General features: G+C 55.7%; 22 protein-coding genes. 15 read left to right on the forward strand and 7 right to left on the reverse strand.

Annotated elements, in window-relative coordinates; translation table 11 throughout:
* Positions 1-2 precede the first annotated feature (2 nt).
* From bufB to TH25_RS03145, 3 genes are read left to right on the forward strand one after another with little or no spacing between them, the layout of a single operon-like run.
* Positions 3-950 carry an MNIO family bufferin maturase gene (gene bufB / locus TH25_RS03135; RefSeq protein WP_114086991.1) on the forward strand — a complete coding sequence of 316 codons (948 nt, stop codon included), beginning with the start codon at positions 3-5 and terminating at the stop codon, positions 948-950.
* Positions 947-1,789, forward strand: coding sequence for an HvfC/BufC N-terminal domain-containing protein (locus TH25_RS03140; protein ID WP_114086992.1), 843 nt, complete (start codon positions 947-949; stop codon positions 1,787-1,789). Before bufB ends, TH25_RS03140 begins: the two co-directional genes overlap by 4 nt.
* A gap of 2 nt (positions 1,790-1,791) precedes the next feature.
* Positions 1,792-2,343 (forward strand): DoxX family protein, encoded by a 552-nt coding sequence (locus TH25_RS03145; RefSeq protein WP_220151334.1) that lies wholly within the window; start codon positions 1,792-1,794, stop codon positions 2,341-2,343.
* Here the strand turns inward: TH25_RS03145 and TH25_RS03150 are convergent.
* On the reverse strand, positions 2,340-3,347 hold the full coding sequence (locus tag TH25_RS03150) for an aldose epimerase family protein (RefSeq protein ID WP_114086993.1): 1,008 nt from the start codon (positions 3,345-3,347) through the stop codon (positions 2,340-2,342). The genes TH25_RS03145 and TH25_RS03150 overlap by 4 nt on opposite strands.
* Before the next feature lie 147 nt (positions 3,348-3,494).
* On the opposite strand from TH25_RS03150, the gene TH25_RS03155 reads away from it, so the two are divergent.
* From TH25_RS03155 to yjfF, 4 genes are all read left to right on the forward strand, one after another.
* Positions 3,495-4,448: an ABC transporter substrate-binding protein gene (locus TH25_RS03155; protein ID WP_114086994.1), complete on the forward strand. Its 954-nt coding sequence runs from the start codon at positions 3,495-3,497 to the stop codon at positions 4,446-4,448.
* Positions 4,449-4,560: 112 nt separating this feature from the next.
* Complete coding sequence (locus tag TH25_RS03160) at positions 4,561-6,066, forward strand: sugar ABC transporter ATP-binding protein (protein WP_114087238.1); 1,506 nt, start codon at positions 4,561-4,563, stop codon at positions 6,064-6,066.
* A complete protein-coding gene (locus tag TH25_RS03165) occupies positions 6,063-7,127 on the forward strand; it encodes an ABC transporter permease (protein WP_114086995.1) in 1,065 nt (354 codons plus the stop codon). Before TH25_RS03160 ends, TH25_RS03165 begins: the two co-directional genes overlap by 4 nt.
* Entirely contained in the window at positions 7,120-8,094 is a 975-nt protein-coding gene (gene yjfF, locus TH25_RS03170; RefSeq protein ID WP_114086996.1) for a galactofuranose ABC transporter, permease protein YjfF, read from the forward strand. The genes TH25_RS03165 and yjfF overlap by 8 nt, the downstream gene beginning before the upstream one ends.
* A gap of 91 nt (positions 8,095-8,185) precedes the next feature.
* Here yjfF and TH25_RS03175 read toward each other — a convergent pair whose 3' ends face one another.
* Entirely contained in the window at positions 8,186-8,932 is a 747-nt protein-coding gene (locus TH25_RS03175; RefSeq protein ID WP_114086997.1) for a FadR/GntR family transcriptional regulator, read from the reverse strand.
* Positions 8,933-9,472: 540 nt separating this feature from the next.
* Here TH25_RS03175 and TH25_RS03180 point away from each other — a divergent pair.
* Both TH25_RS03180 and araD1 read left to right on the forward strand, forming a co-directional pair.
* Positions 9,473-10,246, forward strand: a complete 774-nt coding sequence (locus TH25_RS03180) for an SDR family NAD(P)-dependent oxidoreductase (protein WP_114087239.1) — start codon at positions 9,473-9,475, stop codon at positions 10,244-10,246.
* Between the two features lie 78 nt (positions 10,247-10,324).
* Positions 10,325-11,314: an AraD1 family protein gene (araD1, locus tag TH25_RS03185; RefSeq protein ID WP_114086998.1), complete on the forward strand. Its 990-nt coding sequence runs from the start codon at positions 10,325-10,327 to the stop codon at positions 11,312-11,314.
* Between the two features lie 84 nt (positions 11,315-11,398).
* Here araD1 and TH25_RS03190 read toward each other — a convergent pair whose 3' ends face one another.
* Positions 11,399-12,613 carry an MFS transporter gene (locus TH25_RS03190; RefSeq protein WP_114086999.1) on the reverse strand — a complete coding sequence of 405 codons (1,215 nt, stop codon included), beginning with the start codon at positions 12,611-12,613 and terminating at the stop codon, positions 11,399-11,401.
* A gap of 89 nt (positions 12,614-12,702) precedes the next feature.
* On the opposite strand from TH25_RS03190, the gene TH25_RS03195 reads away from it, so the two are divergent.
* The gene (locus TH25_RS03195; protein ID WP_114087000.1) at positions 12,703-13,683 is read left to right on the forward strand and encodes an AraC family transcriptional regulator; all 981 of its coding nucleotides are present in this window, start codon (positions 12,703-12,705) and stop codon (positions 13,681-13,683) included.
* A gap of 9 nt (positions 13,684-13,692) precedes the next feature.
* Here the strand turns inward: TH25_RS03195 and coaA are convergent, their stop codons facing one another.
* Together coaA and TH25_RS03205 are read right to left on the reverse strand one after the other, a co-directional pair.
* Positions 13,693-14,649, reverse strand: a complete 957-nt coding sequence (coaA, locus tag TH25_RS03200; RefSeq protein ID WP_181847375.1) for a type I pantothenate kinase — start codon at positions 14,647-14,649, stop codon at positions 13,693-13,695.
* Between the two features lie 180 nt (positions 14,650-14,829).
* Positions 14,830-15,609 carry an IclR family transcriptional regulator gene (locus TH25_RS03205; protein ID WP_114087002.1) on the reverse strand — a complete coding sequence of 260 codons (780 nt, stop codon included), beginning with the start codon at positions 15,607-15,609 and terminating at the stop codon, positions 14,830-14,832.
* A 178-nt stretch (positions 15,610-15,787) separates the two neighbouring features.
* Here TH25_RS03205 and TH25_RS03210 point away from each other — a divergent pair, with 178 nt between their 5' ends.
* Entirely contained in the window at positions 15,788-17,503 is a 1,716-nt protein-coding gene (locus TH25_RS03210; protein ID WP_114087240.1) for a thiamine pyrophosphate-requiring protein, read from the forward strand.
* A 232-nt stretch (positions 17,504-17,735) separates the two neighbouring features.
* On the forward strand, positions 17,736-19,550 hold the full coding sequence (locus tag TH25_RS03215; protein ID WP_114087003.1) for an alpha-amylase family glycosyl hydrolase: 1,815 nt from the start codon (positions 17,736-17,738) through the stop codon (positions 19,548-19,550).
* Between the two features lie 80 nt (positions 19,551-19,630).
* Here the strand turns inward: TH25_RS03215 and TH25_RS03220 are convergent, their stop codons facing one another.
* Both TH25_RS03220 and TH25_RS03225 read right to left on the reverse strand, forming a co-directional pair.
* Positions 19,631-20,866, reverse strand: coding sequence for a glycosyltransferase family protein (locus TH25_RS03220; protein ID WP_114087241.1), 1,236 nt, complete (start codon positions 20,864-20,866; stop codon positions 19,631-19,633).
* Positions 20,867-20,868: 2 nt separating this feature from the next.
* Positions 20,869-21,696 carry an HAD-IIB family hydrolase gene (locus TH25_RS03225; protein ID WP_258549013.1) on the reverse strand — a complete coding sequence of 276 codons (828 nt, stop codon included), beginning with the start codon at positions 21,694-21,696 and terminating at the stop codon, positions 20,869-20,871.
* Positions 21,697-21,969: 273 nt separating this feature from the next.
* Here TH25_RS03225 and TH25_RS03230 point away from each other — a divergent pair, with 273 nt between their 5' ends.
* The 3 genes from TH25_RS03230 (at position 21,970) to TH25_RS03240 (ending at position 24,268) form a co-directional block, all read left to right on the forward strand.
* Positions 21,970-22,218 (forward strand): type II toxin-antitoxin system ParD family antitoxin, encoded by a 249-nt coding sequence (locus TH25_RS03230; RefSeq protein ID WP_114087242.1) that lies wholly within the window; start codon positions 21,970-21,972, stop codon positions 22,216-22,218.
* 14 nt (positions 22,219-22,232) lie between these two features.
* Complete coding sequence (locus TH25_RS03235) at positions 22,233-22,517, forward strand: type II toxin-antitoxin system RelE/ParE family toxin (RefSeq protein ID WP_181847377.1); 285 nt, start codon at positions 22,233-22,235, stop codon at positions 22,515-22,517.
* 152 nt (positions 22,518-22,669) lie between these two features.
* On the forward strand, positions 22,670-24,268 hold the full coding sequence (locus TH25_RS03240; RefSeq protein WP_114087005.1) for an OpgD/OpgG family glucan biosynthesis protein: 1,599 nt from the start codon (positions 22,670-22,672) through the stop codon (positions 24,266-24,268).
* Positions 24,269-24,491 lie beyond the last annotated feature (223 nt).

Raw genomic sequence — 24,491 nt, forward strand, 5'->3', positions numbered from 1 at the left:
TTATGACGGCATTGCAGACAAATCTGAACTCTTGTAACGACCTGAACCATCCGCAGAACCGTATTTTCAAAAATGTCCCGCCATCGGCCGGTTTGCCACGGCGCGCCGGTGTTGGCTTCAAGGCTGAACATGCCAGCGACGTTTTTGAAAATGCCGACCCGGTTTCCTGGTTTGAAGTCCATCCGGAAAACTACATGGTGGCCGGTGGACCACGTCTTAAAATGCTGTCGCAATTGCGCGAGAAATTCGACATTTCCCTGCATGGGGTTGGTCTGTCGCTTGGCGGATGGGAACCGCTGGACAAAGCCCATCTTGCCGCTTTGCGCGCACTTGTTGACCGGTTCGAGCCCGCGCAGGTTTCCGAACATATCGCCTGGTCAGGCCATGAGGGCAAATATCTGGCCGATCTGTTGCCAACACCATTAACAACGGCATCCCTTCGGCATCTTGTCGATGCGATTGACCAGGTCCAAAATGCCATTGGCCAGCGGATCCTGATTGAAAATCCCACATCCTATTTGGCCCTGCCGCAAAATTCGATGCCCGAGACCGACTTTATCCTTCAGGCGGCACGGCAGTCGGGCTGTGGGCTGTTGATTGATGTGAACAATATTTTCATCAGCGCCCATAATCTGGGTTTTGATGGCCGGGATTATGTTGATGTGCTGCCTGCCGATTTGATTGGTGAAATCCACCTGGCCGGGCACGAACAGGATGCCGATACCAGCGATAACGTGCTGATCGATACCCATTCCCGTCCGGTGTCAGACCCGGTCTGGGCGCTTTACCGGCGGCTGGTGGAACGTATTGGTGCCACGCCAACCCTGATCGAATGGGACAATGACGTGCCCGACTGGCACACCCTTGCCCGCGAGGCCCGGCAGGCCAATGCGATTTTGGATGGCCTTGATGCTACTGCCGCGACCTTTTCGCAAAGGGCGGCATCATGAGGACATCGAACCCGGCGCATGTTGGTGATTTACCACAAACGGACTTTATGTCTGGTCCGGAAGATGGTTTTCATCGAACCTTTTGCGCAGCCCTGATGGATCAAGACCCCAGGGCATATCCCGCGGGTTTGGATGGCAGGGCCGCGCGCCGTTTTGCCATATACCGCAATAATGTGCATCGCGGTTTGCAGGACGCCCTGGCAGCGGCTTATCCGGTCGTCAAATCACTGGTGGGGGATACGTTTTTTTACCGGCTGGCGGGTGACTATATTCGCACCGAAAACCATCGCCCGCCCTCGCTTGCCCTTTATGGGGCGGGGTTTTCGGTCTTTCTGGCGGGCCATGCGGTGGTGGCAACTTTGCCCTATCTGCCTGATATTGCCCGTCTTGAACGCGCCTGGCTGGAGGCCCTGCACGCGGCGGATGCCTCCGCGATTACGGCCGCGTCTCTTGCCGGGTTTGAAGACCGGCTGGCCTTGCTGCGTTTTTTCGTGCATCCGGCGGTGCGCCTGGTGGCATCGCAATTTCCCATTCATGCCATTTGGCAGGCAAATCAGGCGGACCGCCAGCAGGCGGAACAGCAAAATAACGGGCCGGCGCAAATTCTCTATCGGGCCGAGGCCGTATTGCTCGCCCGCCCGTATTACACTGTAAAGCTGGTTCGCCTTGAGGGGGCCGGGGTGGAATTTGCCCGGCAATTGCTGGCGGGGCAACGCGTTGGTGCGGCCTATGAAGCCGCACTGGCCGAGGATACCCATTTTGATGTCACCCCGGTTTTCGCGCAATTGCTGGCATCAGGGATGTTTGGCGCATTTACCCTGGGGCAAGGCGGGGGTTGAACATGCAGGTGATTTCAAGGCAGGCCGCAAAAATTGCCAAATGCGGTGATACATTTCGTGTTCAGTGGGATATGTGGCTGGGAGGATTGACAGCACGTCTGGTTTTTGCCGCGGTGTTGTGGCCCTATTATTTAAACAGCGCCATGACCAAGCCCGGTATGGGGCCGCTGGGCATTTTTATGCCCGGACCGGGGGCCTTTGCCCAGATCATTCCGGCGGTGGCAGAAGCCCATTCCTATAATCCGGCTGAAATTGCCTTTTTTCCGTGGCATCTGATTGTGATTGCAGGTGCTCTGGCTGAGTTTACCCTGCCGGTGCTGATTGTGCTGGGGATATTTACCCGCCTTTCTGCCCTGGGCATGATCGGTTTTATTATTGTCCAGTCACTGGTTGATATTTACGCCCACGGGGTGATGTCGGGCGAGCTGTTCGATACGGAGGCGACGGGTATTGTGGACCAGCGGCTGTTATGGATTTTTCTGTTGATCGTTTTGCTGGCAACAGGCAGCGGCCGGTTCGCCCTTGACCGCCTGTTAAAGCGTTTTTCAACCTAGCTTTCGATCTGCCATACCATGACATGCGAATAGGTATCGCCGGGATTAAGGAACGGTGATGGAAAATCATCGCGGTTGGGGCTGTCGGGAAAGGTTTGGGGCTCCAGCGCGATGGCGCATTGTGGATGCAGGGGCGTGCCGTCCCGCGCTGTCATGTCAGCGGTAAAATGACGGGCCAGGTAAAACTGCAATCCTGCCTCGGTGCTTGAAAGGGTCAGGCGGCGATTGCTGGGAGCGTGAAACAGGCTGGCAATTTTGCGCAAGGTGCCGCGTCGCCCGCTCAGGCAGAAATTATGATCATATTCAATGATTTTACCGGCCTGTAATTCCTCGGGCGCGGCAATGGCACGCGGGGTGCGGAAATCAAACGTGGTGCCGGTCACATCGGCGCGACCGGGCAGGGGGATCAGGCTGTCATCAATGGGCAGATACTGGTCGGCATGAATTTGCAATTCATGGTCGGCCGCGCTGGCATCAAACCGGCCCGAAAGGTTCCAGTAACTGTGATTGGTCATATTGATGATGGTCGGCGCGTCACAGGTGGCGGAAATGTCGCAGCGCAGGCTGTTGCCGGCCAGTTCATAACGCACCGTGCAATGCAGGGCACCGGGAAAACCCTGGTCTCCATCGGGCGATGACAGGGCAAAGACCACATGGCGCGCCGTTTGTTCCATCACCATCCAGATGCGTGCATCAAACCCCTCTGGTCCACCATGCAACAGATTGTCGCCCTCATTGGCGGCCAGTTGCACCGGGTTGCCCTGTTGATCGCGATATTGTGCGCCTGCAATGCGGTTGGCATATCGCCCGCAGGTTGCACCAATATAGCTGTCATGGCGGGAATAATTCGCTATGGTAGAAAATCCAAGGGCAATATTTGCGCCCTTTTGGGAGCCGTCTTTTATAACGAAAGACATGATGCGGGCCCCGTACTGGCAAAATTGAACGCGAATCTTTTGATTTTCTAGGGTTACGAGCGTTTCTGGCGCGTGTTGCGAGGTCATAAGGGCATTTCCCGGTTTTTTGGGTTTGGCAAAAATCGCAGAAAACTGCGCTTTTTAATTCTCAGGTGCTGATGTCATTGTCTTCCTGATAATCATATTGTAATACTATATGGCTTTTAGAGAAAAGGCCAATTCAGGGAGGAATGAATGAAAGGGCTTAGAAAGCTTGCGATTGCCGGTGCAACCATGTGCATTGGTATGGGAATGTCGCTTGCCGCGCAGGCGGAAATGATTATCGGGTTTTCCCAGATCGGGTCGGAAAGCGGCTGGCGCACTTCCGAAACCGCGTCGATTAAGGCCGAGGCAGAGAAACGCGGCATTGATCTGAAATTTTCCGATGCGCAACAAAAACAGGAAAACCAGATCAAGGCGGTGCGCTCCTTTATCGCCCAGGGTGTGGATGGCATTTTGCTGGCCCCGGTGGTCGAAACCGGCTGGGACCAGGTTTTGAAAGAAGCCAAGGATGCCGGTATTCCCGTGGTGCTGATTGACCGCGGTGTTGACGCCGATCCGTCGCTTTATCTGACCAAGGTGGCGTCCGACTTTGTCGAGGAAGGGGCCCTTGCCGGGGCGTGGCTGGCTGCTAAAACCAGCGGCAATTGCGACGTGGTTGAATTGCAGGGGACGGTCGGGTCCTCGGCCGCGATTGACCGCAAGGAAGGCTTTGGCAACGTTATTTCCAACTTCCCCAACATGAAAATCCTGCGTTCGCAATCGGGCGATTTCACCCGTTCGGGCGGCAAGGAAGTCATGGAAAGCTTCCTGAAGGCGGAAAATGGCGGCAAAAACATTTGCGCGCTTTATGCCCATAATGACGACATGGCACTGGGTGCCGTGCAGGCGATCAAGGAAGCCGGTCTGGAACCGGGCAAGGACATCCTGATCGTGTCGATTGATGGTGTTCCCGATATTTTCAAGGCAATGGCCGATGGTGAAACCAATGCCTCGATCGAGCTAAACCCGCATCTGGGCGCGCCAGCCTTTGATGCCATCAAGGCATCGATGGATGGCAAGGAAGTGCCGAAATGGATTAAGGCCAATGGCCCGCTTTACCTGCCTGATACCGCCGCCGAAGAATACAAAAAACGCAGCGGCAAATAATGATCGTGCCGGGTGAAGAACATCCGGCCTGATGGCTGACGCATTGGCGTGTCCTTTGAAAAAACCGGGGGCACGCCTTTTGCGCAACAGTTCACAGATCTGGGAGGATCATATGGCAGATAGGGCACAACCCGTGCTGTCTGCGCGCGGTGTGGGAAAATTCTTTCCTGGCGTCAAGGCCCTTGAGAATGTTGATTTTTCGCTGATGCCCGGTGAAATTCACGCATTGCTGGGTGAAAATGGTGCGGGAAAATCAACCCTGATCAAGGTTATTACCGGGGTGCATCCGCGTGATGCGGGGACCGTCACCCTTGACGGGCGGGAAATTCACCCCGGCCATCCGGGCGAGGCCCAGCAACTGGGTATTTCAACGGTGTTTCAGGAAGTCAATCTGGTGCCGACATTGTCGGTGGCGGAAAACCTGATGCTTGAACGCCAGACCCGCAAATTCGGCCTGATTTCATGGAAGAAAACGGCCGGGGATGCGCGCGAGGCGCTGAAAACCCTGGGGCTGGATATCGATATCAACCGGGCGCTTGGTTCCTATTCGGTGGCAATCCAGCAACTGGTGGCGATTGCGCGCGCCGTTGCGCTGGATGCAAAGGTTCTGATCCTGGATGAACCGACCGCATCGCTGGATGCGGACGAGATTAAAACGCTGTTTGGCATCATGCGGTCGCTCAAGGCCAAGGGGCTGGGAATTGTATTTGTCACCCATTTCCTGGACCAGGTATATGAAATTACCGACCGCATCACGATTTTGCGCAATGGCGGGCTGGTGGGCACTTTTGACACCGCGACATTGTCGCAAATTGACCTGATCAATCACATGCTGGGTCGGGAGCTGGCCGAAGTCAGTTCGCACCGTCATCATGCCAAATCCACAGCAACCGGGCGCAAAAACCACATTCAGATCAAAAATCTCGGCAAAAAGCGTGTGCTTAAGCCCGTGTCGCTGGAGCTTTCCGGTGGCGAGATTGTCGGTCTGGCCGGTTTGCTTGGTTCGGGCCGCACAGAGCTTGCCGAACTGGTGTTCGGTGCACAGCGTGCTGACAGCGGGCTGGTTTTTATGGATGAAAAGCCGGTTATGCTGCGCACGCCGCGCCAGGCGATCCGGGCGGGCTTTGGCCTGTGCCCGGAGGACCGAAAACAGGATGGCATCGTCCCCGAACTTGGCGTGCGCGAAAACATTGCCCTGGCCCTTCAGGGGCGGCGCGGCTGGCTCAGGCCCATTCCCCGGGCAGAGCAGGACAAGTTTGCCGACGAGATGATCAAGGCGCTGGGCATTGCCACGCCGGACCGGGAAAAACCCGTTGGGCAACTTTCGGGCGGGAACCAGCAAAAGGTTATTCTGGCGCGCTGGCTGGTGTCCAAACCGGTTTTCCTGATTTTGGATGAACCCACACGCGGCATTGATGTGGGCGCGCATGCCGACATCATTAAACTGATCCGCGATTTGTGTGACGAGGGGCTGGCTTTGCTTGTTGCGTCATCAGAGCTTGAGGAAATTGTGGCCTTTGCCGACCGTGTTGCCGTATTGCGCGACCGTGAACTGGCAAGCGAGCTTTCCGGCGCGGACATTACCCAAAACAACATCATCGAGGCGATTGCACGATGACAACACTGCAAGATACCAAAAAGTCGGACGGAAAAGGTGTAAAGGGCGGCAAGGACGGACGGTCAATCGCGCTATCATCGCGTCAATGGCTCGGGCCGGTCATTGCGCTGGTACTGGTCATTATTGTGAATGGCCTGATCTCGCCGGGCTTTTTCGACATCAAGGTCGTGGACGGGCATTTATATGGTTCGCTGGTGGATATTGTGCATCGCGGGGCCTCTACCGCGCTGGTCGCGGTGGGCATGGCGATTGTGATTGGCACGCGCGGCATTGATCTTTCGGTGGGGTCGGTCATTGCCATTTCCGGTGCCGTGATGGCGGTGCTGATCCGCGATACCAGCCTGTCGCCGCTGGTGATTGTGCTCGCTGCCCTGGGGGCTGGCGTTTTGTGTGGATTGTGGAACGGCATTTTGGTGGCGTTTCTTGATATCCAGCCGATTATCGCCACCCTGATTTTGATGGTTGCCGGGCGCGGTATTGCGCAAATGATTACCGGCGGCCAAATCGTCACCTTCCACGGCCCGTTTTTCGAGGCGATTGGCAGTGGTTATCTGTTTGGCATTCCCTGGCGGGTGATTATTGCTGCCATCGTGATTGCCGGTCTGTGGGCGATCATGCGCAAAACCGCGCTGGGCCTGTTTGTCGAGGCGGTGGGTGGCAATGCGCGCGCCAGCCGCCTGGCCGGGATTGATGCACGCGGCATCAAGGTGCTGGCCTATGTTATTTCCGGGCTGTGTTCGGCGGTGGCGGGCATCATCATTGCCGCTGACATTCGCGGGGCGGATGCCAACAATGCCGGTTTGTGGCTGGAGCTCGATGCCATTCTGGCGGTTGTGATCGGCGGCGGGTCGCTGATGGGCGGCCGGTTTTTCCTGGGGCTGACGGTGATTGGTGTTTTGATTATTCAGGCACTGGGGACCGGCATTTTGCTTTCGGGTTTGCCATCGCAATATACCCTGATCGTCAAGGCGGCGGTCGTCATGGTCGTATTGCTGATGCAGGCCCCCAAGGCCCGGCAGATGATGGGCCGTTTCTGGCGCAGGAGAACCCGCAATGATTAATGAACGTTATTATCCGTTGCTGGCAACCCTGGCGGTCTGTGCGCTGCTGTATGGGTACGGCATGTTTGAATATCGCGCCTTTAGCGATACCTATGTTCTGGGCAATCTTTTAACCGACAACGCCTTTTTGATCATTACCGCGATTGGCATGACCTTCGTCATCCTCTCGGGCGGCATTGACCTTTCGGTGGGGTCCATGATTGCCTTTGTCGGGGTGCTGATGGCCGAACTTGTCACCGGTTTTGGCATTCATCCGCTGGTGGCGGTTGTCGTCTCGCTGGTGTTTGGCGGGCTGTTTGGCGCTTTCATGGGCTTTATCATCGCCCGGTTCGATATTCAGCCCTTTATCATTACGCTGGCGGGGATGTTTTTTCTGCGCGGCATGTGCTTCCTGATCAATCTGGATTCCGTGCCCATCAGCCACGATTTTGTCAGTGCCTTTGCCGGGTTTCGCATTCCGCTGCCCGGGCGGGGCTGGCTCAGTGCCTCGGCAATGGTGATGCTGGTGGCGGTTCTGGTCGGTTTGGTGATTGCCCATTACACCCGCTTTGGCCGCAATGTGTATGCCATTGGCGGCGACCGGCAGTCGGCCCAGTTGCTGGGCATTCCGGTCGAACGCACCATCATTCAGGTCTATACCCTTAGTGGCGTTTACAGTGCGCTGGCCGGTGTGGTGTTTGCCTTTTACACCGCCTCGGCCTATCCGCTGGCGGCTGTCGGGGTGGAGCTTGATGCCATTGCTGCGGTTGTCATTGGCGGTACCCTTCTGACCGGGGGCATGGGTTTTGTTGCCGGCACCTTCTTTGGCGGCATCATCATGGGGGTCATTCAAACCCTGATCGCCTTTGATGGCACGCTCAATAGCTGGTGGACCAAAATCGTCATTGGTGGCTTGCTGTTTGGCTTTATTGTGCTGCAACGCCTGATCACCCGGTCCTTTTCCGGGATGCGGGCCGGGGCGAGCTAGAATTTGCACGGCCAAAAATATCGGGCCGCCTTTGCGAGGCGGCCCGTATTGCTTGAAATATGATAATGTGGTTGGCGATCCGGCCAAATCGTTACAGGGTAATGCGTTCCCAGTCCGTCGTGCCTTTCATGCCCAGCTCGTCGCGCAACTGCATCATGGTCTGGCGCAATAACTGGCGCATGACACTGCGGGCTTCGTCGGGATCGCGATCGGCAATCGCCTGATAGACGGCCTTGTGGCTGGGCAGGGAATGCACGTGGGCCTTGGGTCCCGCGCTTGACATACGAAACGATCCGATCAGGGCACTTTCAATCAACATGCCCAGCGATTTCATGAAGTCGTTTTGCGACGCGTCCAGAATCGCCTGATGAAATTCAAGGTCGGTCAGGTAAACGGCCTCGGTGCCAGGTTCCGCCTGTTCCATGCCGATATAGGCCTTGCGAATGGTTTCAAGCTGTTCTTCACTGCGCCGTTCGGCGGCCATTGCGGCGGTATTGGGTTCAATGATCAGTCGTGTTTCAAACAGGCCATATAAAAAGGCCGGGTCCGGGTCCGGAAAGTGCCAGGACAGAACATCGGGATCCAGAAGGTTCCAGAAATGCCGGGGCTTTACACGCGTGCCGGTCTTGGGGCGGCTTTCAATCAGGCCCTTGGCCGACAGGATTTTGATCGCCTCGCGCAATGCCGTGCGCGAGACATCCAGCGTTTCGCTTAATTGGGCTTCGGTTGGCAGATTGTCGCCAGGGGTGAGCTGGCCGGTGACAATGCGCCGTCCCAGATCGTGGGCGACAATGCTGTGCAGGCTGCGCCTGGCATATGTTCTGGACATGGACGACATGTTTTCTGGTTCCCGTGCGGCCACATGCAAAGTGGTCCGGTTTTGTCCCATTGGCGTGGCATGGGTGCATTATTCATATGATATGAATATATATGACCAGCAATAACAGTTTCGGTCAACCGGCTTTACGCCCGGCAGGTGTCAAATAACCTGAATAACTGAAAATCGAACCCGGCTTATAGCCGATTGGCTGTTCCGGTAAAAGGCGTGATCTTTTGGTTTCGCCATTCTCTGGTGTCTTGACAGTTTCGGCACGATTGGCCATTACTGTTATGGTATGAAGAATAAGGGTACCACAAGGTGCCTGTCTGTCAGGAGGAAGCACAATACGTTATCTGTAAAAGCGCGAACCATCAACAGACCCCTTGCAGGTACGTGATGTGGCGCGATCACTCTTGCGTCATTTTTGATCGTCCCACCTGTCTTTCGGTTCATACGATAGTAAAGACAGGGCAATTGCATGGGGCGCGGGTAACGTGTTTTCGTCTTTCTGCTGAAATTGATAAATTTGCTGATCCGATCAAGGGAGAAACCGCCATCATGGCCGACCGTAAACCAACCCATTATACCAGCCTCAAGGATGCCTCGGTTTTTATTACCGGTGGGGCAACCGGCATTGGCATGGCCCTGGTGGAAGCCTTTTGTGACCAGGGGGCGAAGGTCGCCTTTGTTGATATTCTGCGCGAAGAGGGCGAGAAGCTGGCGGAAAATCTGGCGGCGAAATCGGCCCATGCGCCGCTTTTTATCGAATGTGACCTGACCGATATCGAGGCCCTGCGCCAGGCCGTCAAGGATGCCAGTGCAAAAAATGGCCCGATCTCGGTTTTGCTGAACAATGTTGCCAATGATACCCGCCATAAATGGCAGGATGTCACGGTTGAATATTGGGACCAGCGCCAGGCGATTAATATCCGCCCGGCCTTTTTTGCCATTCAGGCCATCGCCCCGATGATGATCGAGGCCGGTGGCGGTTCAATTGTCAATTTCGGGTCGGTCAGCTGGATGATGGGCCAGGGGGGCATGCCCGGCTATACCACGGCCAAATCGGCGGTACAGGGGTTGACACGTGGCATGGCACGTGACCTTGGCAAGGATAACATCCGCGTCAATACGCTGGTCCCGGGCTGGGTGATGACGCAGCGTCAGCTTGACCTGTGGGTCGATGAAGCCGCCGAAAAGGAAATTGCCGAACGCCAGTGCCTGAAAAACAAGGTTATGCCCGATGACATCGCCCGCATGGCGCTGTTTTTGGCATCCGATGAAAGCCGCATGATTACATCGCAGAATTTCATCGTCGATGGTGGCTGGGTTTAAGGGCGTGCGGGGCATTCCTGCCGGGATATGCCGCGCCATTCACGTTCCGCTTTTTGTACATATATTCAGGGCAAGATAATGAGACTGGTTCAATTTCTTGATACAGACGGCAAAGCATCAGTTGCCATCGTGGAAAATGCCAAAACGCTGGCACCGCTCAAGGGGGTGGCGTCGATTGTTGAGTTGGCAAAATCGGCCTTGGCAGAGGGTATTGGCCTGATTGCGGCTGCCGAAAACCACAAGGGCGATGCCCGCCTTGATTATGATGCCGTTGCGTCGGAAAACCGGCTGTTACCGCCAATCAGCCATGCCGATCCGGCGCATTTTCTGGTAACGGGTACGGGCCTTACGCATTTGGGGTCGGCATCGGCGCGGGCCAATATGCACACGGCGGCCAACAAGCAGGCCGACGAAACCGATTCCATGAAAATGTTCCGCATGGGTGTGGAAGGCGGCAAACCCGCCGCCGGCCAAAAGGGCGTGCAGCCGGAATGGTTTTATAAGGGCGATGGTTCGGTCGTGGTGGCGCCGGGGGCGGATATTCCCAGCCCGTCCTTTGCCCTTGATGGCAGCGAAGAACCGGAAATTGCCGCGATTTACCTGGTCGATGATCAGGGCACACCGGTGCGTTTGGGCTTTGCGCTCGGCAATGAATTTTCCGACCATGTGATGGAACGGCAGAATTACCTGTATCTGGCGCATTCCAAACTGCGGGCCTGTGCCCTGGGGCCGGAACTGTTGCTGGGTGATTTGCCTGCCCATGTCGAGGGCACATCGCGGATTTATCGTGATGGCAAGGTCATTTGGGAAAAACAGTTTGTCAGTGGTGAAGAGAACATGTCCCATTCACTGGAAAATCTGGAATACCATCATTTCAAATATGACCTGTTCTGCCGCCCGGGGGATGTTCACGCCCATTATTTTGGCACGGCAACCCTTAGCTTTGCCGATGGTGTCACAACACAGGATGGCGACGAATTTGAAATTTCGTCCGAAACCTTTGGCCGCCCCATTCGCAATCGTCTTAAAGTTCAGGCGGAACGCCCGGTTAAGGTGCGCACGATCTAAGCTTTGCTTTTGGCTGGCGATATCGGCCATTTTTACGCTAATCCGGCCCCTGCGACGGGGCCGGATTTTTTTTAATCCTGGCACTTATGCTTCGTTTTGTGCACTTGCCTGTGGGGCCGGGCGCAAACGCAGTGTTACCACGGCTCCCGCCACCAGCATCAGGCAGCCGCTCAGGCCAAAAACGCCAAGGGCACCACTGGCCGTGTAAATTGCCCCACCCAGTGCCGCGCCAAGGGCAATGGCAAACTGGATAGAGGCAACCAGCAGCCCGCCGCCACTTTCGGCCTCGTCGGGAACGGTCCGCGTGATCCAGGTGGACCACCCTACCGGCATGGCGGCAAAGGCCATGCCCCAAATGGCAATCAGGATGCTGTCGCCAATTGTGCTGCTGCCCTTAAGGGTCGCCAGGCTCAATCCGGCCAGACCCATGATGATGGGCATGATGCTGAGCGTCAGTTTCAGGCTGCGTTCAATCAGCGCCCCGGCAAGGTAGGTGCCAATGAAATTGGCAATGCCAAAGCCCAGTAAAATGCCGGAAATGCCCGAAACCGCAACGCCGCTGACATTTTCCAGAAAAGGCCGCACATAGGTAAACATGGCGAAATGGCCGGTAAAAATCAGCAGGGTGAGAACCATGCCAAAGCGCATGCGCGGGCGCATCATGACATTAAATAGCGTGCGCAGGCTGGCATGGCCCACCGGTGCCAGCCGGGGCAGGGTGGCAAATTGCGCGACCAGTACCACAACACCCAGCCCGGCGGTGAGCAGGAAAATATTGCGCCAGCCAATAATATCACCCAGAAAACTGCCGAGAGGGGCGGCAAAAACCGTCGCAACCGAAACGCCACTGAACAGAATGGACAGGGCACGCGGAATCAGATGTTCGGGCACCAGCCGCATGACGATGGCAGCCGCCATTGTCCAGAAACCGCCCAGCGCAATGCCCAGCAAAACACGCCCCATCAGCAAAAATGACAGGTTGGGGGCAATTGCGACCAGAATGTTCGAGGCGATCAGCAAGACCGAAAATCCCAGCAACACATGGCGGCGATCAAACCGGCGTGTGAGGGTGGCGATGAGAAGACAGGTGATCATGGCGACAATGGCGGTGGCAGATACTGCCTGTCCGGCCAAAGCTTCGGAAATGGAAAGGTCATGTGCCATCGGGGTTAGCAGGCTGGCAGGCAGGAATTCGGCCGTGACCAGGCCGAAAACACCCAGTGTCATGGAAAGAACTGCGCCCCATGCCGGGGCCTTGTGCCCCTGCGTATCCGGGGCACTTGAAGGGTGATCGTTCATGGTAATGTGTTTCCCGTCGATAAGGATATATTTGGATTGACCCTAAAATAGGCTGGAAATTCCAGACGATCTATGCCAGATAATCTTGAATGATTGATCATTCGTCCGGGAAATTACGCGCAATGGATCCGGGGCGCGGCGCAAGTGACATGATTAGCGAATTGCTGCTGGGCATGCGCCTGGTGGGGTTGCATTATCGCCGTGTGCAAATGACAGCGCCTTTTGGCGTGCGTTTTGACGCGGAACCGGGCAGTGCGCAATTTCATTTTGTGGTGCGCGGCCCGGTTTATGTGCGGTGTGACAGTGGCACGCAACGTATGCTTGAAACAGGGGATGCGGTGTTGTTGCCGCGCGCCAGCCGCCACGAAATGGTTTCGTCGCCCGAGTTGGAGGCGTTCGATATTACCCGTTTTCAGGCTGTCGAAATTTGCCGCCAGGTGGATGCCATTCATGCCTGCAAGCAGGAAGCGGCCAACGGCGATTCCAGTCTGTTTTTTAGTGGCTGCATGAAATTTGATCTTGGCAGCATGGGCATGCTGATCCCGATGATGCCCGAGATCATTCATGTTGATACATTGCTGGCCAAAAGCCCCGAAATTCTGCCGATGCTTGAAGCAATGGAACGCGAAATATCGCGCGAACGGGCGGGGTATGGTGCCATTGTGACCCGCCTGGCCGATGTGGTATCGGCCTCGATCGTGCGGGGCTGGGTCGAATGCGGCTGCGGCGATGCCAGTGGCTGGGTGGATGCCCTGCGGGACCCGCGTTTGGGGCGCGTGATCAATGCACTGCATCGTGATCCGGGGCGCAACTGGACGGTGGCGTCGATGGCGGCCGAAATGGGGGCGTCGCGGTCGGTTTTTGCCGAACGGTTTCTTGACATGACCGGGGTGACGCCGCTGCGTTATGTGGCGGATTTGCGCATGCGCCTGGCAACCCAGTGGATCCGCCAGGACAATTTATCGGTTGATGCCGTGGCCTCCCGGTTGGGGTATGCCTCTGCCGCTGCCTTTAGCCGGGCGTTCAAGCGGGTGACGGGGACGTCGCCCGGCGAAGTGCGCCGGGGCTGAGATGGCCGGTCAGGGTTTGCGGACGGCAACCTTTTCCACCCGGTGGCCTTTGCCCTTGCATAATATGGCATCGGCGCGAAACCGTGACGGGGCCACATGTTCCTCAAGAACCTTGGCATTGATATTGGCCCATATTTCGCCAGCCAGAATGCGTGCTTCGTCGTCATTCAAATGGGCATAGCGGTGGAAATAGGATTCCGGGTTTTGAAACACACTGTTTTTAAGTGTGAGGAAACGGTGGATATACCAGGTGCGAATGTCGGTTTCATCGGCATCCAGATAAAGCGTGAAATCGAAATAGTCACCCGCATGGGTGGCTGCCGCCGGGTTGCCTGTTGTGCTGATTTCCAGCACGTTTAACCCTTCGACAATCAGAATATCCGGGCTGGTGATCACCTGTTTGCGGTCCGGGTCAATATCATAGGTCACATGGGAATAGACCGGGATTTCGACATGGTCTTCCCCGTCCTTGATGCGTTCCAGGGTTTCCAGAAGGGCGCGGCGGTCATAACTTTCGGGAAATCCCTTGCGCGACAGAAGGCCGCGTTCCTCAAGGTCGGCCAGCGGCCATAAAAAACCGTCCGTACACATTAAATCCACTCGGCCATCCGGCCCAAAGGCCTGGGCCAGCATCTGGCGCAACACACGGCAAAAGGTGCTTTTGCCCACGGCGACACTGCCCGCAACGCCGATAATGTAGGGGGCTTTGCGCGGGGCGGTTCCCAGAAGGTCGCCCATACCGGTTTTAAGACTGGTCAGATGATTGCGATGGGTGCGGATCAAATGCACTAGCGGGGCAAAAATTTCGGCAAGATCGGTGGTGTCGGTCGGGTCGTTCAGGCCGCGCAGTGCATCAAGGTCGTCCGGGCTTAGGTGATAGGCGGTGCCTTCCCCCAATGTCTGCCATTTATCCCGGTCAAACAGGGCGTAACGGTCGGGATAAAGCGTTGACGGGGATGGAGTCATTACGGCCTTCTGTGTTGCGGGTCGGATCATCTTCGTTTCGCTTTATGCCGTCTGGTGCGTCTTGATGCAATGTTAACGGCGATGATTTGCGCAATAAGTTTGCTCTGCTAGGGGAAAATGCGTAGGCAGGCGGGTGTTTTGGGCGTTCGGCTTTCTTATTTATGCCGGTTCCGGTTTTTGTCAATTCGTCCTTTCGTCGGGTTGTGCGCCATAAAGGGCGGTTTGCGCGGCCTGTGCCGCATCCCGCAGATGTTCTCGCAGGCCAGCAAGGTGTTGATGTGCAATCATGCGGTTGCTGCCAAAGCTGGAAAGGGCGCTGACCATGTTGCCGTGATGGTTAAACACCGGCACGGCAATGGCATAAATATTGTTGTCGCATTCGGCATTGTTGATGGCAAAACCCTCGGCACGAATATGGTCCAGTTCCTGGATCAGGGCTGGTTTGCCGGTGATGGTATTTTCGGTTCGATGCTGCAATTGTGCGGTTTCCAGCCAGGTATCGCGTTTTTCGTTTTCCATGAAGGCCAGCCATAATTTGCCATGCGCGGTAGAATGGGCCTCCAGCCGGGTGCCAACGCGAATATCGACATAAAGCGCCCGTTCAGGGACGGACCGGGCAATGCACATGGCGCTGCCCTGATCAAAGCGCGTTGCCATGCAGGCTTCGTGTGTTGTGCGCGCCAGATCATCCAGAACGGGTTGCAGGATGGGGGCGGCACCGCCATCACGGGCCAGTTTTTCGCCCAGATCGGCAAAAACATATCCTAGCGCGAAAACCCCGCGTGCCGTCATGCGCAGGGCACCGGCATGTTCCAGGGTATGCAAAAAACGGTGCGCGGTCGTCAGGTTGACTTTCAGCTCGTGCGCAACATCGCCTGCACTCAATTCGCGGTATCCGGCTGCAAACAGGTCGAGAATGCGAAACGCGCGAAGGACCGAACCATTAAGCTGTGTGGACATGTGAGGCCTTTCGCGTTTGGGATGACGTGAGACATTTGCCGGAAACCACCTATGCGCCGGATGATGCGACAAGACGTGCAGATCAATGCCCACCGTTGCTTGACGCCCGGAAACATCACGTAATATGCTATATTATAAATTATATTTCAAATATAGCAATATCAAGCAGGGTGGTAACATGTCGGATCAGAAAACCGAAACAGGTTTAACCGCTGGCGGTGCGGTTTTGGCGCGCCTGAAGGCGGTGGGGGTGGATTATATTTTTGCCAATTCCGGCACCGATTTCCCGCCGATCATCGAAGGCCTGGCAGAGGCCAGCGCAAAGGACATTCCCCTGCCCGAAGCCTTGATCATGCCGCATGAAAATGCGGCAATGGGGATGGCTTATGGGTATTATCTGGCAACGGGCCGGGCACAGGCGGTGATGGCGCATACCAATGTCGGCCTTGCCAATTGCGCGATCGGGGCGATCAATGCCGCCACTGAACATGTGCCGATGCTGTTATTTTCCGGCCGCACCCCGGTGATGGAGCAGGGCCGGTTGGGGGCGCGGACCGTGCCGATTGGCTGGGGCCAGGAAATGCGCGACCAAACGGCCCTGGTGCGCGAGGCGGTGAAATGGGATTACGAACTGAAATTTCCCGAACAGGTGCCCGATATGGTGGACCGTGCCTATGCCATTGCCAATTCGCAGCCCAAAGGCCCGGTTTATATGAGCCTGCCGCGCGAGGTTTTGTGTGAAACCTGCCCGCAGGAGGGTATTGATGCGCGTTCGCGCATGGAGCCGGTGCGCATCGCCCCGCATCCAGAGACCTTGCAGCAGGCCGCCGAAATGCTGGCCCGTGCAAAATGCCCCGTCATCATTGCCCAGCGCGGGGCGGGCAGTGCCGATGGTTTTGCCGCCCTGTCACAACTGGCAAATGACTGGGGTATTCCGGTGGTGCAGTATTGGGCGATCCAGCTTGCCCTTGCCACCACCGACCCGATGTTTGGTGGTATGGACCCGGCGGTTTACCTGAAGGATGCGGATATTGTGGTGGTGCTGGATTGTCTGGCACCCTGGTCGCCCGATATTCATGCCCTGCCTGAGGATTGCAAAATGATCCAGATTGGGCCGGATCCGCTTTATACGCGGTTTCCCGCCCGGCATTTTGCGGCGGATGTATCGCTGGCGGGTGAGACGGCGGATGTGATTATGGCGTTGGCAGAGGCCCTGAATCCGTTATTGGAAGGGGTGCGGGATGCCTGCCAGGCACGATTTGAAAAAATTGCCGCCCAAAACCGCGTCCTGCGGCAAAAGGCGCTAGACCTCGCCGAGGATGGGGCACAGATGCCCATGAGCAAGGCTTATGTGTCGCGCTGTCTTTCACAGGTGATTGTCGGGAAAAAGGCCACCGTTTTTTCCGAATTGGGCTGCCCGCTGGAACCGATGGATCTGAAAAATTTCCAGGCCTGGTATCAGGAACCCCATTCAGGCGGGCTGGGCTGGTCGTTTCCTGCCGCAATGGGCTTTGCGCTGGCGGATCGCAAGCGCCTTGTCATCGCGACAATGGGGGATGGGTCCTATATGTTTGCCAATCCGACAGCCTGCCACCAAATTGCCGAGGCATTGCGCCTGCCGGTTTTGATTTTGGTACTAAACAACAATGAATGGGGCGCGGTGCGGCAATCGGTTACGGGCATGTACCCCGATGGTTATGCCGCCCGTGCCAACCAAATGCCGTTAACATCGTTAACCCCCAGCCCGGATTTCACCAAAGTGGCGGCGGCCAGCCGCGCCTGGAGCGCAAAGGTCGAACATCCCGCCGAACTGACGGCCACCCTGAAACGCGCCATCGCCCATATCGAGGAAACGGGTACCCATGCCCTGGTGGAAATTGCGATTGCGCCTTGAGGGGAGCAGGGCATAGGGCCGTGCCGTGAAGCACGTGCCCTATTAGGGGCAAGTCGGGGACGGGTGGGCTATGGCCGTTTTACGCAAGTGCCTGTTTTATTCAGCAGGGGGCAGGGTATGTGCGATATGCGTGTCTGTTTGCCGGGCAGCGGCAAATACCTGCTTGCATCATAGGCAGAAAAATTATTTGATTGGATTCAATAAATTGTATCGCCTGTTTTGAGGAGGTCGAATGGACCGGGTTGTTGGCACGTCTGGACGGATCGCTTTTGCAAGTGCAATGCGCAATTTGCTCGCCGATGTGTATCCACAGCATGACCCGGCCCTGCTGGTGCGCCGGGTGTTTGAAACCCTGGACCTGCCGATTGAAGGCGAAGGTCCCGAACCGGCCGAAGAATCCCTGCGCAAATGGGACCAGCGCGATGCCTTTTTGATCACCTATGGCGACAGCATTTCGCGCAATGGCTATCAGGGCCTGAAATCCCTGCGTGATTTTCATCAGAAATGGCTGAAGGATTGGCTGCCGGGCATTCACATTTTGCCGTTTCATCCCTTTACCTCGGATGATGGTTTTTCCGTTTCCGATTTTACCATGCTGCGCCCCGAACTGGGCACCTGGGAGGATGTTGAAGACCTTTCCAGACATGCCAAGGTGATGGCCGATCTGGTGGCGAACCATATTTCCGCTTCGCATGAATGGTTTGCGCAATTTCTGGCCGGGCAGGAACCCGGGGTGCATTACATCAAAACCGCCAATGAGGGCGATGACATTTCCCAGGTGGTGCGCCCGCGCAGCCATCCGCTGTTAAACACGGTGGAAACGGCGCTGGGCCGTAAAAATGTGTGGTGTACCTTCAGCTATGACCAGGTTGATCTGGATTATGGCAACCCAGATGTGTTTTTCGAGATTCTGAAAATCGTGCTGCAATATGTCAGCCACGGGGTCAGCGTTATTCGCCTTGATGCCATCGGTTTTATCTGGAAAGAGGCGGGCACCCCGTCGATCAATGCCGAACAGACCCATAAAATCATCAAGGCCCTGCGCCTGGCGGCCAATGCGGTGGCACCGGATTTGGTGTTTATTACCGAAACCAACCTGCCGATGGTTGAAAACCTGTCCTATTTCGGCCAGCAGGACGAAGCCCACCTGATTTACAATTTTTCCCTGCCGCCGGTGATTTTGCATGCCCTGCTGAGTGGGCGGTCAGATTATATCCGTAAATGTATCATGGCGATGCCGCCCGCCCCGGCAGGCTGCACCTTTTTTAATTTCACCGCCAGCCACGACGGCATTGGTCTGCGCCCGGCGGAAAATATCGTGCCCGATGACGATATTACGCAAATGACGGAACATGCCCGCAAAATGGGCGGCGAGGTCAGCTATCGTTCCGTCGCGGGCGGGGGGCAGCGCCCCTATGAGTTGAATGTGACTTTGTTTAGCATGCTGGCCGAAAGTTTTGCCGGTGATCGGAATTTCGGGCTGGAACGCTTCATCATGTCTCAGGCGATTGCCATGTCGCTGGAGGGGATACCGGCGATTTATGTGCAGTCGATTTTTGCCTCGGAAAATGATCAGAAAGGGTTTGATCAAACCGGCATTCCGCGCCGCCTGAACCGTAAAATCTGGCAATTGGCAGAGGCCGAAGCCGCCCTTGAAACCCCCGGAACGCCGCAACAGGCCTTTGCCCAGCTTCGTGCCCTTATGTCGATCCGTCAGGGGCAACCGGCCTTTCACCCCAATGCCACGCAATATACGCTTAATCTGGGCTCGGAATTGTTGGGTGTCTGGCGGCAAAGCCATTTGAATGATCAAAGCATATTCTGTGTGTTCAATCTGACGGCACAGGACCAGGATCTTGATTTATCCCGCATCAATCTGATCATGAATGAAGGCTGGCAGGACCTGATTTCGGGCAAGGTGATCCCGGATTATGATGGCATCATGACACTGGCCCCCTATCAGATCGTCTGGATTTCCAATCTGGATGGTCGCCATCGCACCGAAAGCCGGTTGTTGCAGCGTTACCGCGATGCCATGCCGGTCTGACGTTTTTTTATTCTTAATGCCAAACAGGCCGGGCGCATTTTCTGCCCGGCCTGTCTGTTTTGGGGATTGTGGGCAAATACTCAGGCGGATTTGCCAATTTCGCTGTCTTTCAGGTCATCTTCGACGGCGGCGGAAAGTTGCTCGAAAATATCGTCCATCGCGCTTTCAACGCGCTGCCAGCTTGGGATAAACGGGCTTTCCAGCGGGTTTTCCAGATAATGCTGCCCGGCATTGATGATCACCTCGGACAGAACCTCGACACATTTTTCTTCCTCGTCACGATTGATTTTCAGGCCGTTAAACAGGGCGTCGGCACGGTATTGTTCGATTAAATCCAGCGCCATGCGATAATAGGTGGCCTTGAGCGTGCGGAAGGTTTCATGCGAGAAAACGGTGCCCTGGGTTGCCAGTTTGCGAAACAGCGATTTGGCAATGTCGCTGGCCATGCGTGACAGGCCATCATCCTTTTCGGCCGGGTCAAATTCGCGATGTTTATGGTCGTAAATATCGGCAATATCGACCTGGGCAAGACGATGGACGGTATGATTGCGATACATTTCCGAGAGCATTGAAACTTCCAGCCCCCAGTCCGATGCCACCCGCAACCCATAGGCCACATCGGTACGAATGGCAATTTCACCTGACAGCGAATAACGGAAACAATCCAGATAATTCAAAAAGTCGGTTTTGCCGACCACCTGCTTAAGGGCGCGGATCAGCGGGGTAACAAACAGGCGACACACACGGCCCTTAAGCGTGCCGCCCGCGACACGGGCGTAATAGCCCTTGGCAAAGGCGAAATTAAAGGCCGGGTTGGCAATGGGATACATCAGACGCGCCGGAAGGTCGGGTGTGTAGGTGGCGATGTCGCAATCATGAATGCCAATCACCGAACTGCGCCCGGTTGCGAGCGTATAGCCCATGCAATACCACACATTGCGGCCTTTGCCCGGCTCGTAACGGGCTAGGTCATAATTTGCCAGCCGGTCATGCACCGCGCGCAGGCGCGGGCCATCGTTCCAGAGGATGCGGGTGCGTTGTGGCAGGTCCTTGAAAAAGTCGCGGGCATAGGCGTATTGGGTTTCGTTGGCCCGGTCCAGGCCCACCACGATCTGGTCGATATAGGTGGCCTTTTTCAACCCTTCGAGGATGGTGGTCATGGCCGGTGTTTCCAGTTCGGAATACAGGCACGGTAAAATAAGGGTCTGACGGCGCGACCGGGCAAAGGCCGTCATTTCATAAGCGAGTTCTTCCGGGTCACGATCAATGATGGAATGAAGGGTTGTGATGGGGCCACCCTGATGAAAATCGGCCATTTTTACCTCGCTTTTGTTATTGCTGTTGGCGTTTGCGACAAGTCGTCGAGTATTGCATTAATCGAAATATTCCAGCCCTGGGGTCCGGGTGCCGGGGCGCGGAGAGCACTTTTTCCCGCCAGATCAAGGGTCGGGACCGGACCGTGTTTGACCGGGATTTGCACGGCAATGTCGGCCTGGGCCAGCATCCCGGCATCATTGGGGGAATCCCCCAGTGCGATGCTGGTGATATCAGAACGTTGCGCCGGCAGTTTTTGTTGTTCCTGTAACAGGGCAATGGCGGTTTGCATGGCACGCCCCTTGTCTGTTTCACCACAAAGAGTGTGAAAACGCCCGCCTTTCACCAGCTTCAGACCAAATTCTCCGGCAATGTTTCGGGCCAGTGTGATGTCGTTTTCGGTTGGTTGCCATATTAACGGATCAGAGCAGTTTCGGTTCCCGGCAAGGGCGGCATCCCCGAGCGAAAGGCCGGTTGCCGTTGCAATTTGATCGGTGCTGCTGCTGCGAAAGCTGGCAACGGGCACTGACACCGCCTTGGCAATGGCGCTGCGGGCATCGTCGATGGTTTGGGTGGCTGGTCCGGGCTGGCGCAAATCGCCCCCAATTTCAAGGACGCCGCCATTTTCGCCAATCAAACCGGCAAACAGATGATGGCGGTCATTGAGGCCATGCAGTTCGGCCAGGGTTTTGGAGGAAATGGCAAGTAACGGGACGTTATTTTCACGCAACCTCTCCAGGGCAGGGCGGGCGGCCTCCCATGAATAATCATCATGATCCAGAAAGGTACCATCCAGGTCGGTGAAAACGACAAGTCCGGTCAAATGCTGCATCTATCTCGCAAAATGTTGTGAAAACAGTATGTTGTTGGCCTTGGCTGTGAATCTTAACACACCGGGCGGGTTTGGGCGACAGCGGAAAGATTAAATTTTGTGCACATTTTTATGTGACTTTGAAGTTGTTTGTAAAATGATCATTGTGAGGCCTTTGTGCACCAAGTTTGCAACAAATCACGCGGGTGAGAACTTTCCGGATCTGAGTAAAAATTGAAGTTACCAATTTTTACTATATATTGGTAACGCATGCAGATGATGGAGGATAAGGTCATGTCCAAAACAACCAGTATTTCTTTGGGTGATCATTTTACCGGTTTTGTCGAGGCGCAGGTGGCCTCTGGCCGGTTTGGGTCGGTTAGCGAAGTCGTGCGGGCGGGACTGCGTGTGCTTGAAGAACGTGAAGCAAAATTTCAGGCCCTGCAAATGGCGATTACCGAAGGCGTAAATAGCGGCATTGTTGAAAACTTTAGCATGGAAGCCTTGCAGCAGGATCTGGATCGCGAAGGGGACGTGGATTAGTGCCGGGTTTTTTGGTGAGCAAGGCTGCTTATAACGATATTCGGGATATCGCAGCCTATACGCAAAAGACCTGGGGAGTGGGGCGTCGGCGGCGGTATTTAGATGGCCTGAATGAAAAATTCTCAATTTTGGCCGGTATGCCGGAAATGGCCCCGGAAAGGAGCGAATTTGTGCCGCCAGTCCGTATTTCTCCCTATGAAAAACACCTGACTATTTATGTGCAGCAGGGGGGTGCGGGTATTTTAGTTCTGCGGGTTTTACATCGTAGCATGGATATTGATGCCCATCTTTCCGGTTAGCCAATAGCCATCAATATATTGGCCCTGTCATTGCCATTTTTATCGGGCATATCGTGCAGCCAGAGGGGTACGCGTGGTTGTAAGCCTTTGTGGTTTAAGGCAAATAACGGACGATGCAGGAACAGGAAATAGCATAGCAAGATGAAGGGTGCATGATGGGCGTGAATACGGAACGGCGCAAATTTATCGGTTATATGGGGGCGGCGGTCGCGGCGGGCTTGATCCCGGGCGGGGTATCGCGCGCCTTTGCCGCAGAGCGCAGCACCGGCCTGCCGCGCGGTGAAAAAAAGCCGTTTTCATTTGAGGGCGTAATTGGCTGGGCGCGTGAGCAGGCAAAAAAGCCTTACCAGCCGCCGGTAATTTCCGATGCCCTGAAAAATGTGCTCTCGCGTATTGATTATGATGCCTATCAAAAGATCCGGTTTGATACGGATAAGGCCTTGTGGCTGCATCAGGAGGGTGTGCCGCCAATTGCGCCCTTTCATCAAAACCGGGGTACTCAGGAAAAAGTGCGCCTTTATACAGTGGAAAACGGGCAGGCGCAGGAAGTGGAATATGACCCGTCGGCCTTTACTTATAAGGGCGATATTCAGGCGGGTGATATGCCCGGTGACGCGGGATGGGGTGGTTTTCGTGCCCTTTATGAAAAGGACCATTCGCGCGACTGGCTGGCCTTTATGGGCGCGTCCTATTTTCGTTGTGCCGGGCCGCAGGACCAATATGGTTTGTCGGCCCGTGCCGTTGCCGTCAATATCGTCCTGCATGACCAGCCAGAGGAATTTCCCCGTTTTACCGAATTCTGGCTGGAACCCGCCCAGGATGGCGGCCTGCATATTTATGCGCTGCTCGATAGCCCCAGCCTGACCGGGGCGATGAAAATTGCCTGTCAGAAGCCCAATGATACCGACATTGTGATGGATGTGACGGTGCGCTTTTTCACCCGGCAGGCCATTCGCCGGTTGGGGATTGCGCCGCTGACCAGCATGTTCTGGTTTTCGGAAACCAACCGCGACGAGGCGGTGGATTGGCGGCCGGAAATTCATGACAATGACGGGCTTGCCCTATGGACCGGAACGGGCGAGCGTTTGTGGCGACCGCTTGACAACCCCAAACACACCCGCACCAGCAGCTTTGTCGATCAGTCGCCCAAGGGTTTTGGCCTGATGCAGCGCGATCGCAGCTTTGCCAATTATCAGGATGATGGCGTGTTTTATGACCGTCGGCCATCCTTGTGGATTGAGCCCAAAGGCGACTGGAACAAGGGCATGGTTCAGCTTTTGGAAATCCCGACCGATGATGAAATCCACGATAATATCGGGGCCTATTGGACGACGGACGAGGAAATCCCCGCCGGGGAAGAACGTGCCTGGCAATACCGGATGCACTGGATGAAGGCGGACATGTTTGGGGCGGCCAATGTGGGGCATACCATTGCCACCCGGACCGGGCGCGCCGGGGTGCCGGGGCAGAAACGCCCGGATACGGGCCTGAAATATGCCATCGATTTTGCTGGCGGCGATCTTGCCAGTTACAAAACCGAGGATAAAAAGATTACCGCGGATGTATCGGCCAGCAATGCCGCGATTCAAAATGCCTATTGTCTGCGCGTGGTCGGGCAGGATTACTGGCGATTGGTGTTTGATGTCTTTCCCGATGGCAACGGCCCGGTCAATTTGCGCGCCAGCCTGAAAGACGGCGACCGGCAGTTAACCGAAAGCTGGGTGTTTGAGCATCGCGAACATCATTTTTAGGTGCTGTCGGCAGGGGTGAAGCGCGTCAGGGCGGGGTGTGTTGGGCACCTCGCCCTGATTTTATAAATATTCAAACTTCCTTTATAGCCATTTGGTTATAGATGTTCGTTTTGTGCCTGTCTTTTCCGGGTTTGTCCATTCATCCTGCCTGGGCGGCGCGGTATTCTGTGATCATAACAAAGGCCATGTTGGGCCGAATGAGAATAAGATCATCAGGAAAGCG

The sequence above is a fragment of the Thalassospira profundimaris genome (genome assembly GCF_003326755.1).
Lineage (GTDB): Bacteria > Pseudomonadota > Alphaproteobacteria > Rhodospirillales > Thalassospiraceae > Thalassospira > Thalassospira profundimaris_B.

Excerpts from the sequence above, each read along its gene's own strand:
- TH25_RS03165 (WP_114086995.1), top strand. The coding sequence starts at position 6,063 with ATGACAACACTGCAAGATACCAAAAAGTCGGACGGAAAAGGTGTAAAG.
- TH25_RS03180 (WP_114087239.1), top strand. The coding sequence starts at position 9,473 with ATGGCCGACCGTAAACCAACCCATTATACCAGCCTCAAGGATGCCTCG.
- TH25_RS03155 (WP_114086994.1), top strand. The coding sequence starts at position 3,495 with ATGAAAGGGCTTAGAAAGCTTGCGATTGCCGGTGCAACCATGTGCATT.
- TH25_RS03195 (WP_114087000.1), top strand. The coding sequence starts at position 12,703 with ATGATTGATCATTCGTCCGGGAAATTACGCGCAATGGATCCGGGGCGC.
- TH25_RS03145 (WP_220151334.1), top strand. The coding sequence starts at position 1,792 with ATGCAGGTGATTTCAAGGCAGGCCGCAAAAATTGCCAAATGCGGTGAT.
- TH25_RS03175 (WP_114086997.1), bottom strand. The coding sequence starts at position 8,932 with ATGTCGTCCATGTCCAGAACATATGCCAGGCGCAGCCTGCACAGCATT.
- araD1 (WP_114086998.1), top strand. The coding sequence starts at position 10,325 with ATGAGACTGGTTCAATTTCTTGATACAGACGGCAAAGCATCAGTTGCC.
- bufB (WP_114086991.1), top strand. The coding sequence starts at position 3 with ATGACGGCATTGCAGACAAATCTGAACTCTTGTAACGACCTGAACCAT.
- TH25_RS03190 (WP_114086999.1), bottom strand. The coding sequence starts at position 12,613 with ATGAACGATCACCCTTCAAGTGCCCCGGATACGCAGGGGCACAAGGCC.
- TH25_RS03240 (WP_114087005.1), top strand. The coding sequence starts at position 22,670 with ATGATGGGCGTGAATACGGAACGGCGCAAATTTATCGGTTATATGGGG.
- TH25_RS03210 (WP_114087240.1), top strand. The coding sequence starts at position 15,788 with ATGTCGGATCAGAAAACCGAAACAGGTTTAACCGCTGGCGGTGCGGTT.
- TH25_RS03205 (WP_114087002.1), bottom strand. The coding sequence starts at position 15,609 with ATGTCCACACAGCTTAATGGTTCGGTCCTTCGCGCGTTTCGCATTCTC.
- TH25_RS03160 (WP_114087238.1), top strand. The coding sequence starts at position 4,561 with ATGGCAGATAGGGCACAACCCGTGCTGTCTGCGCGCGGTGTGGGAAAA.
- TH25_RS03150 (WP_114086993.1), bottom strand. The coding sequence starts at position 3,347 with ATGACCTCGCAACACGCGCCAGAAACGCTCGTAACCCTAGAAAATCAA.
- coaA (WP_181847375.1), bottom strand. The coding sequence starts at position 14,649 with ATGACTCCATCCCCGTCAACGCTTTATCCCGACCGTTACGCCCTGTTT.
- yjfF (WP_114086996.1), top strand. The coding sequence starts at position 7,120 with ATGATTAATGAACGTTATTATCCGTTGCTGGCAACCCTGGCGGTCTGT.
- TH25_RS03215 (WP_114087003.1), top strand. The coding sequence starts at position 17,736 with ATGGACCGGGTTGTTGGCACGTCTGGACGGATCGCTTTTGCAAGTGCA.
- TH25_RS03225 (WP_258549013.1), bottom strand. The coding sequence starts at position 21,696 with ATGCAGCATTTGACCGGACTTGTCGTTTTCACCGACCTGGATGGTACC.
- TH25_RS03230 (WP_114087242.1), top strand. The coding sequence starts at position 21,970 with ATGTCCAAAACAACCAGTATTTCTTTGGGTGATCATTTTACCGGTTTT.
- TH25_RS03220 (WP_114087241.1), bottom strand. The coding sequence starts at position 20,866 with ATGGCCGATTTTCATCAGGGTGGCCCCATCACAACCCTTCATTCCATC.
- TH25_RS03140 (WP_114086992.1), top strand. The coding sequence starts at position 947 with ATGAGGACATCGAACCCGGCGCATGTTGGTGATTTACCACAAACGGAC.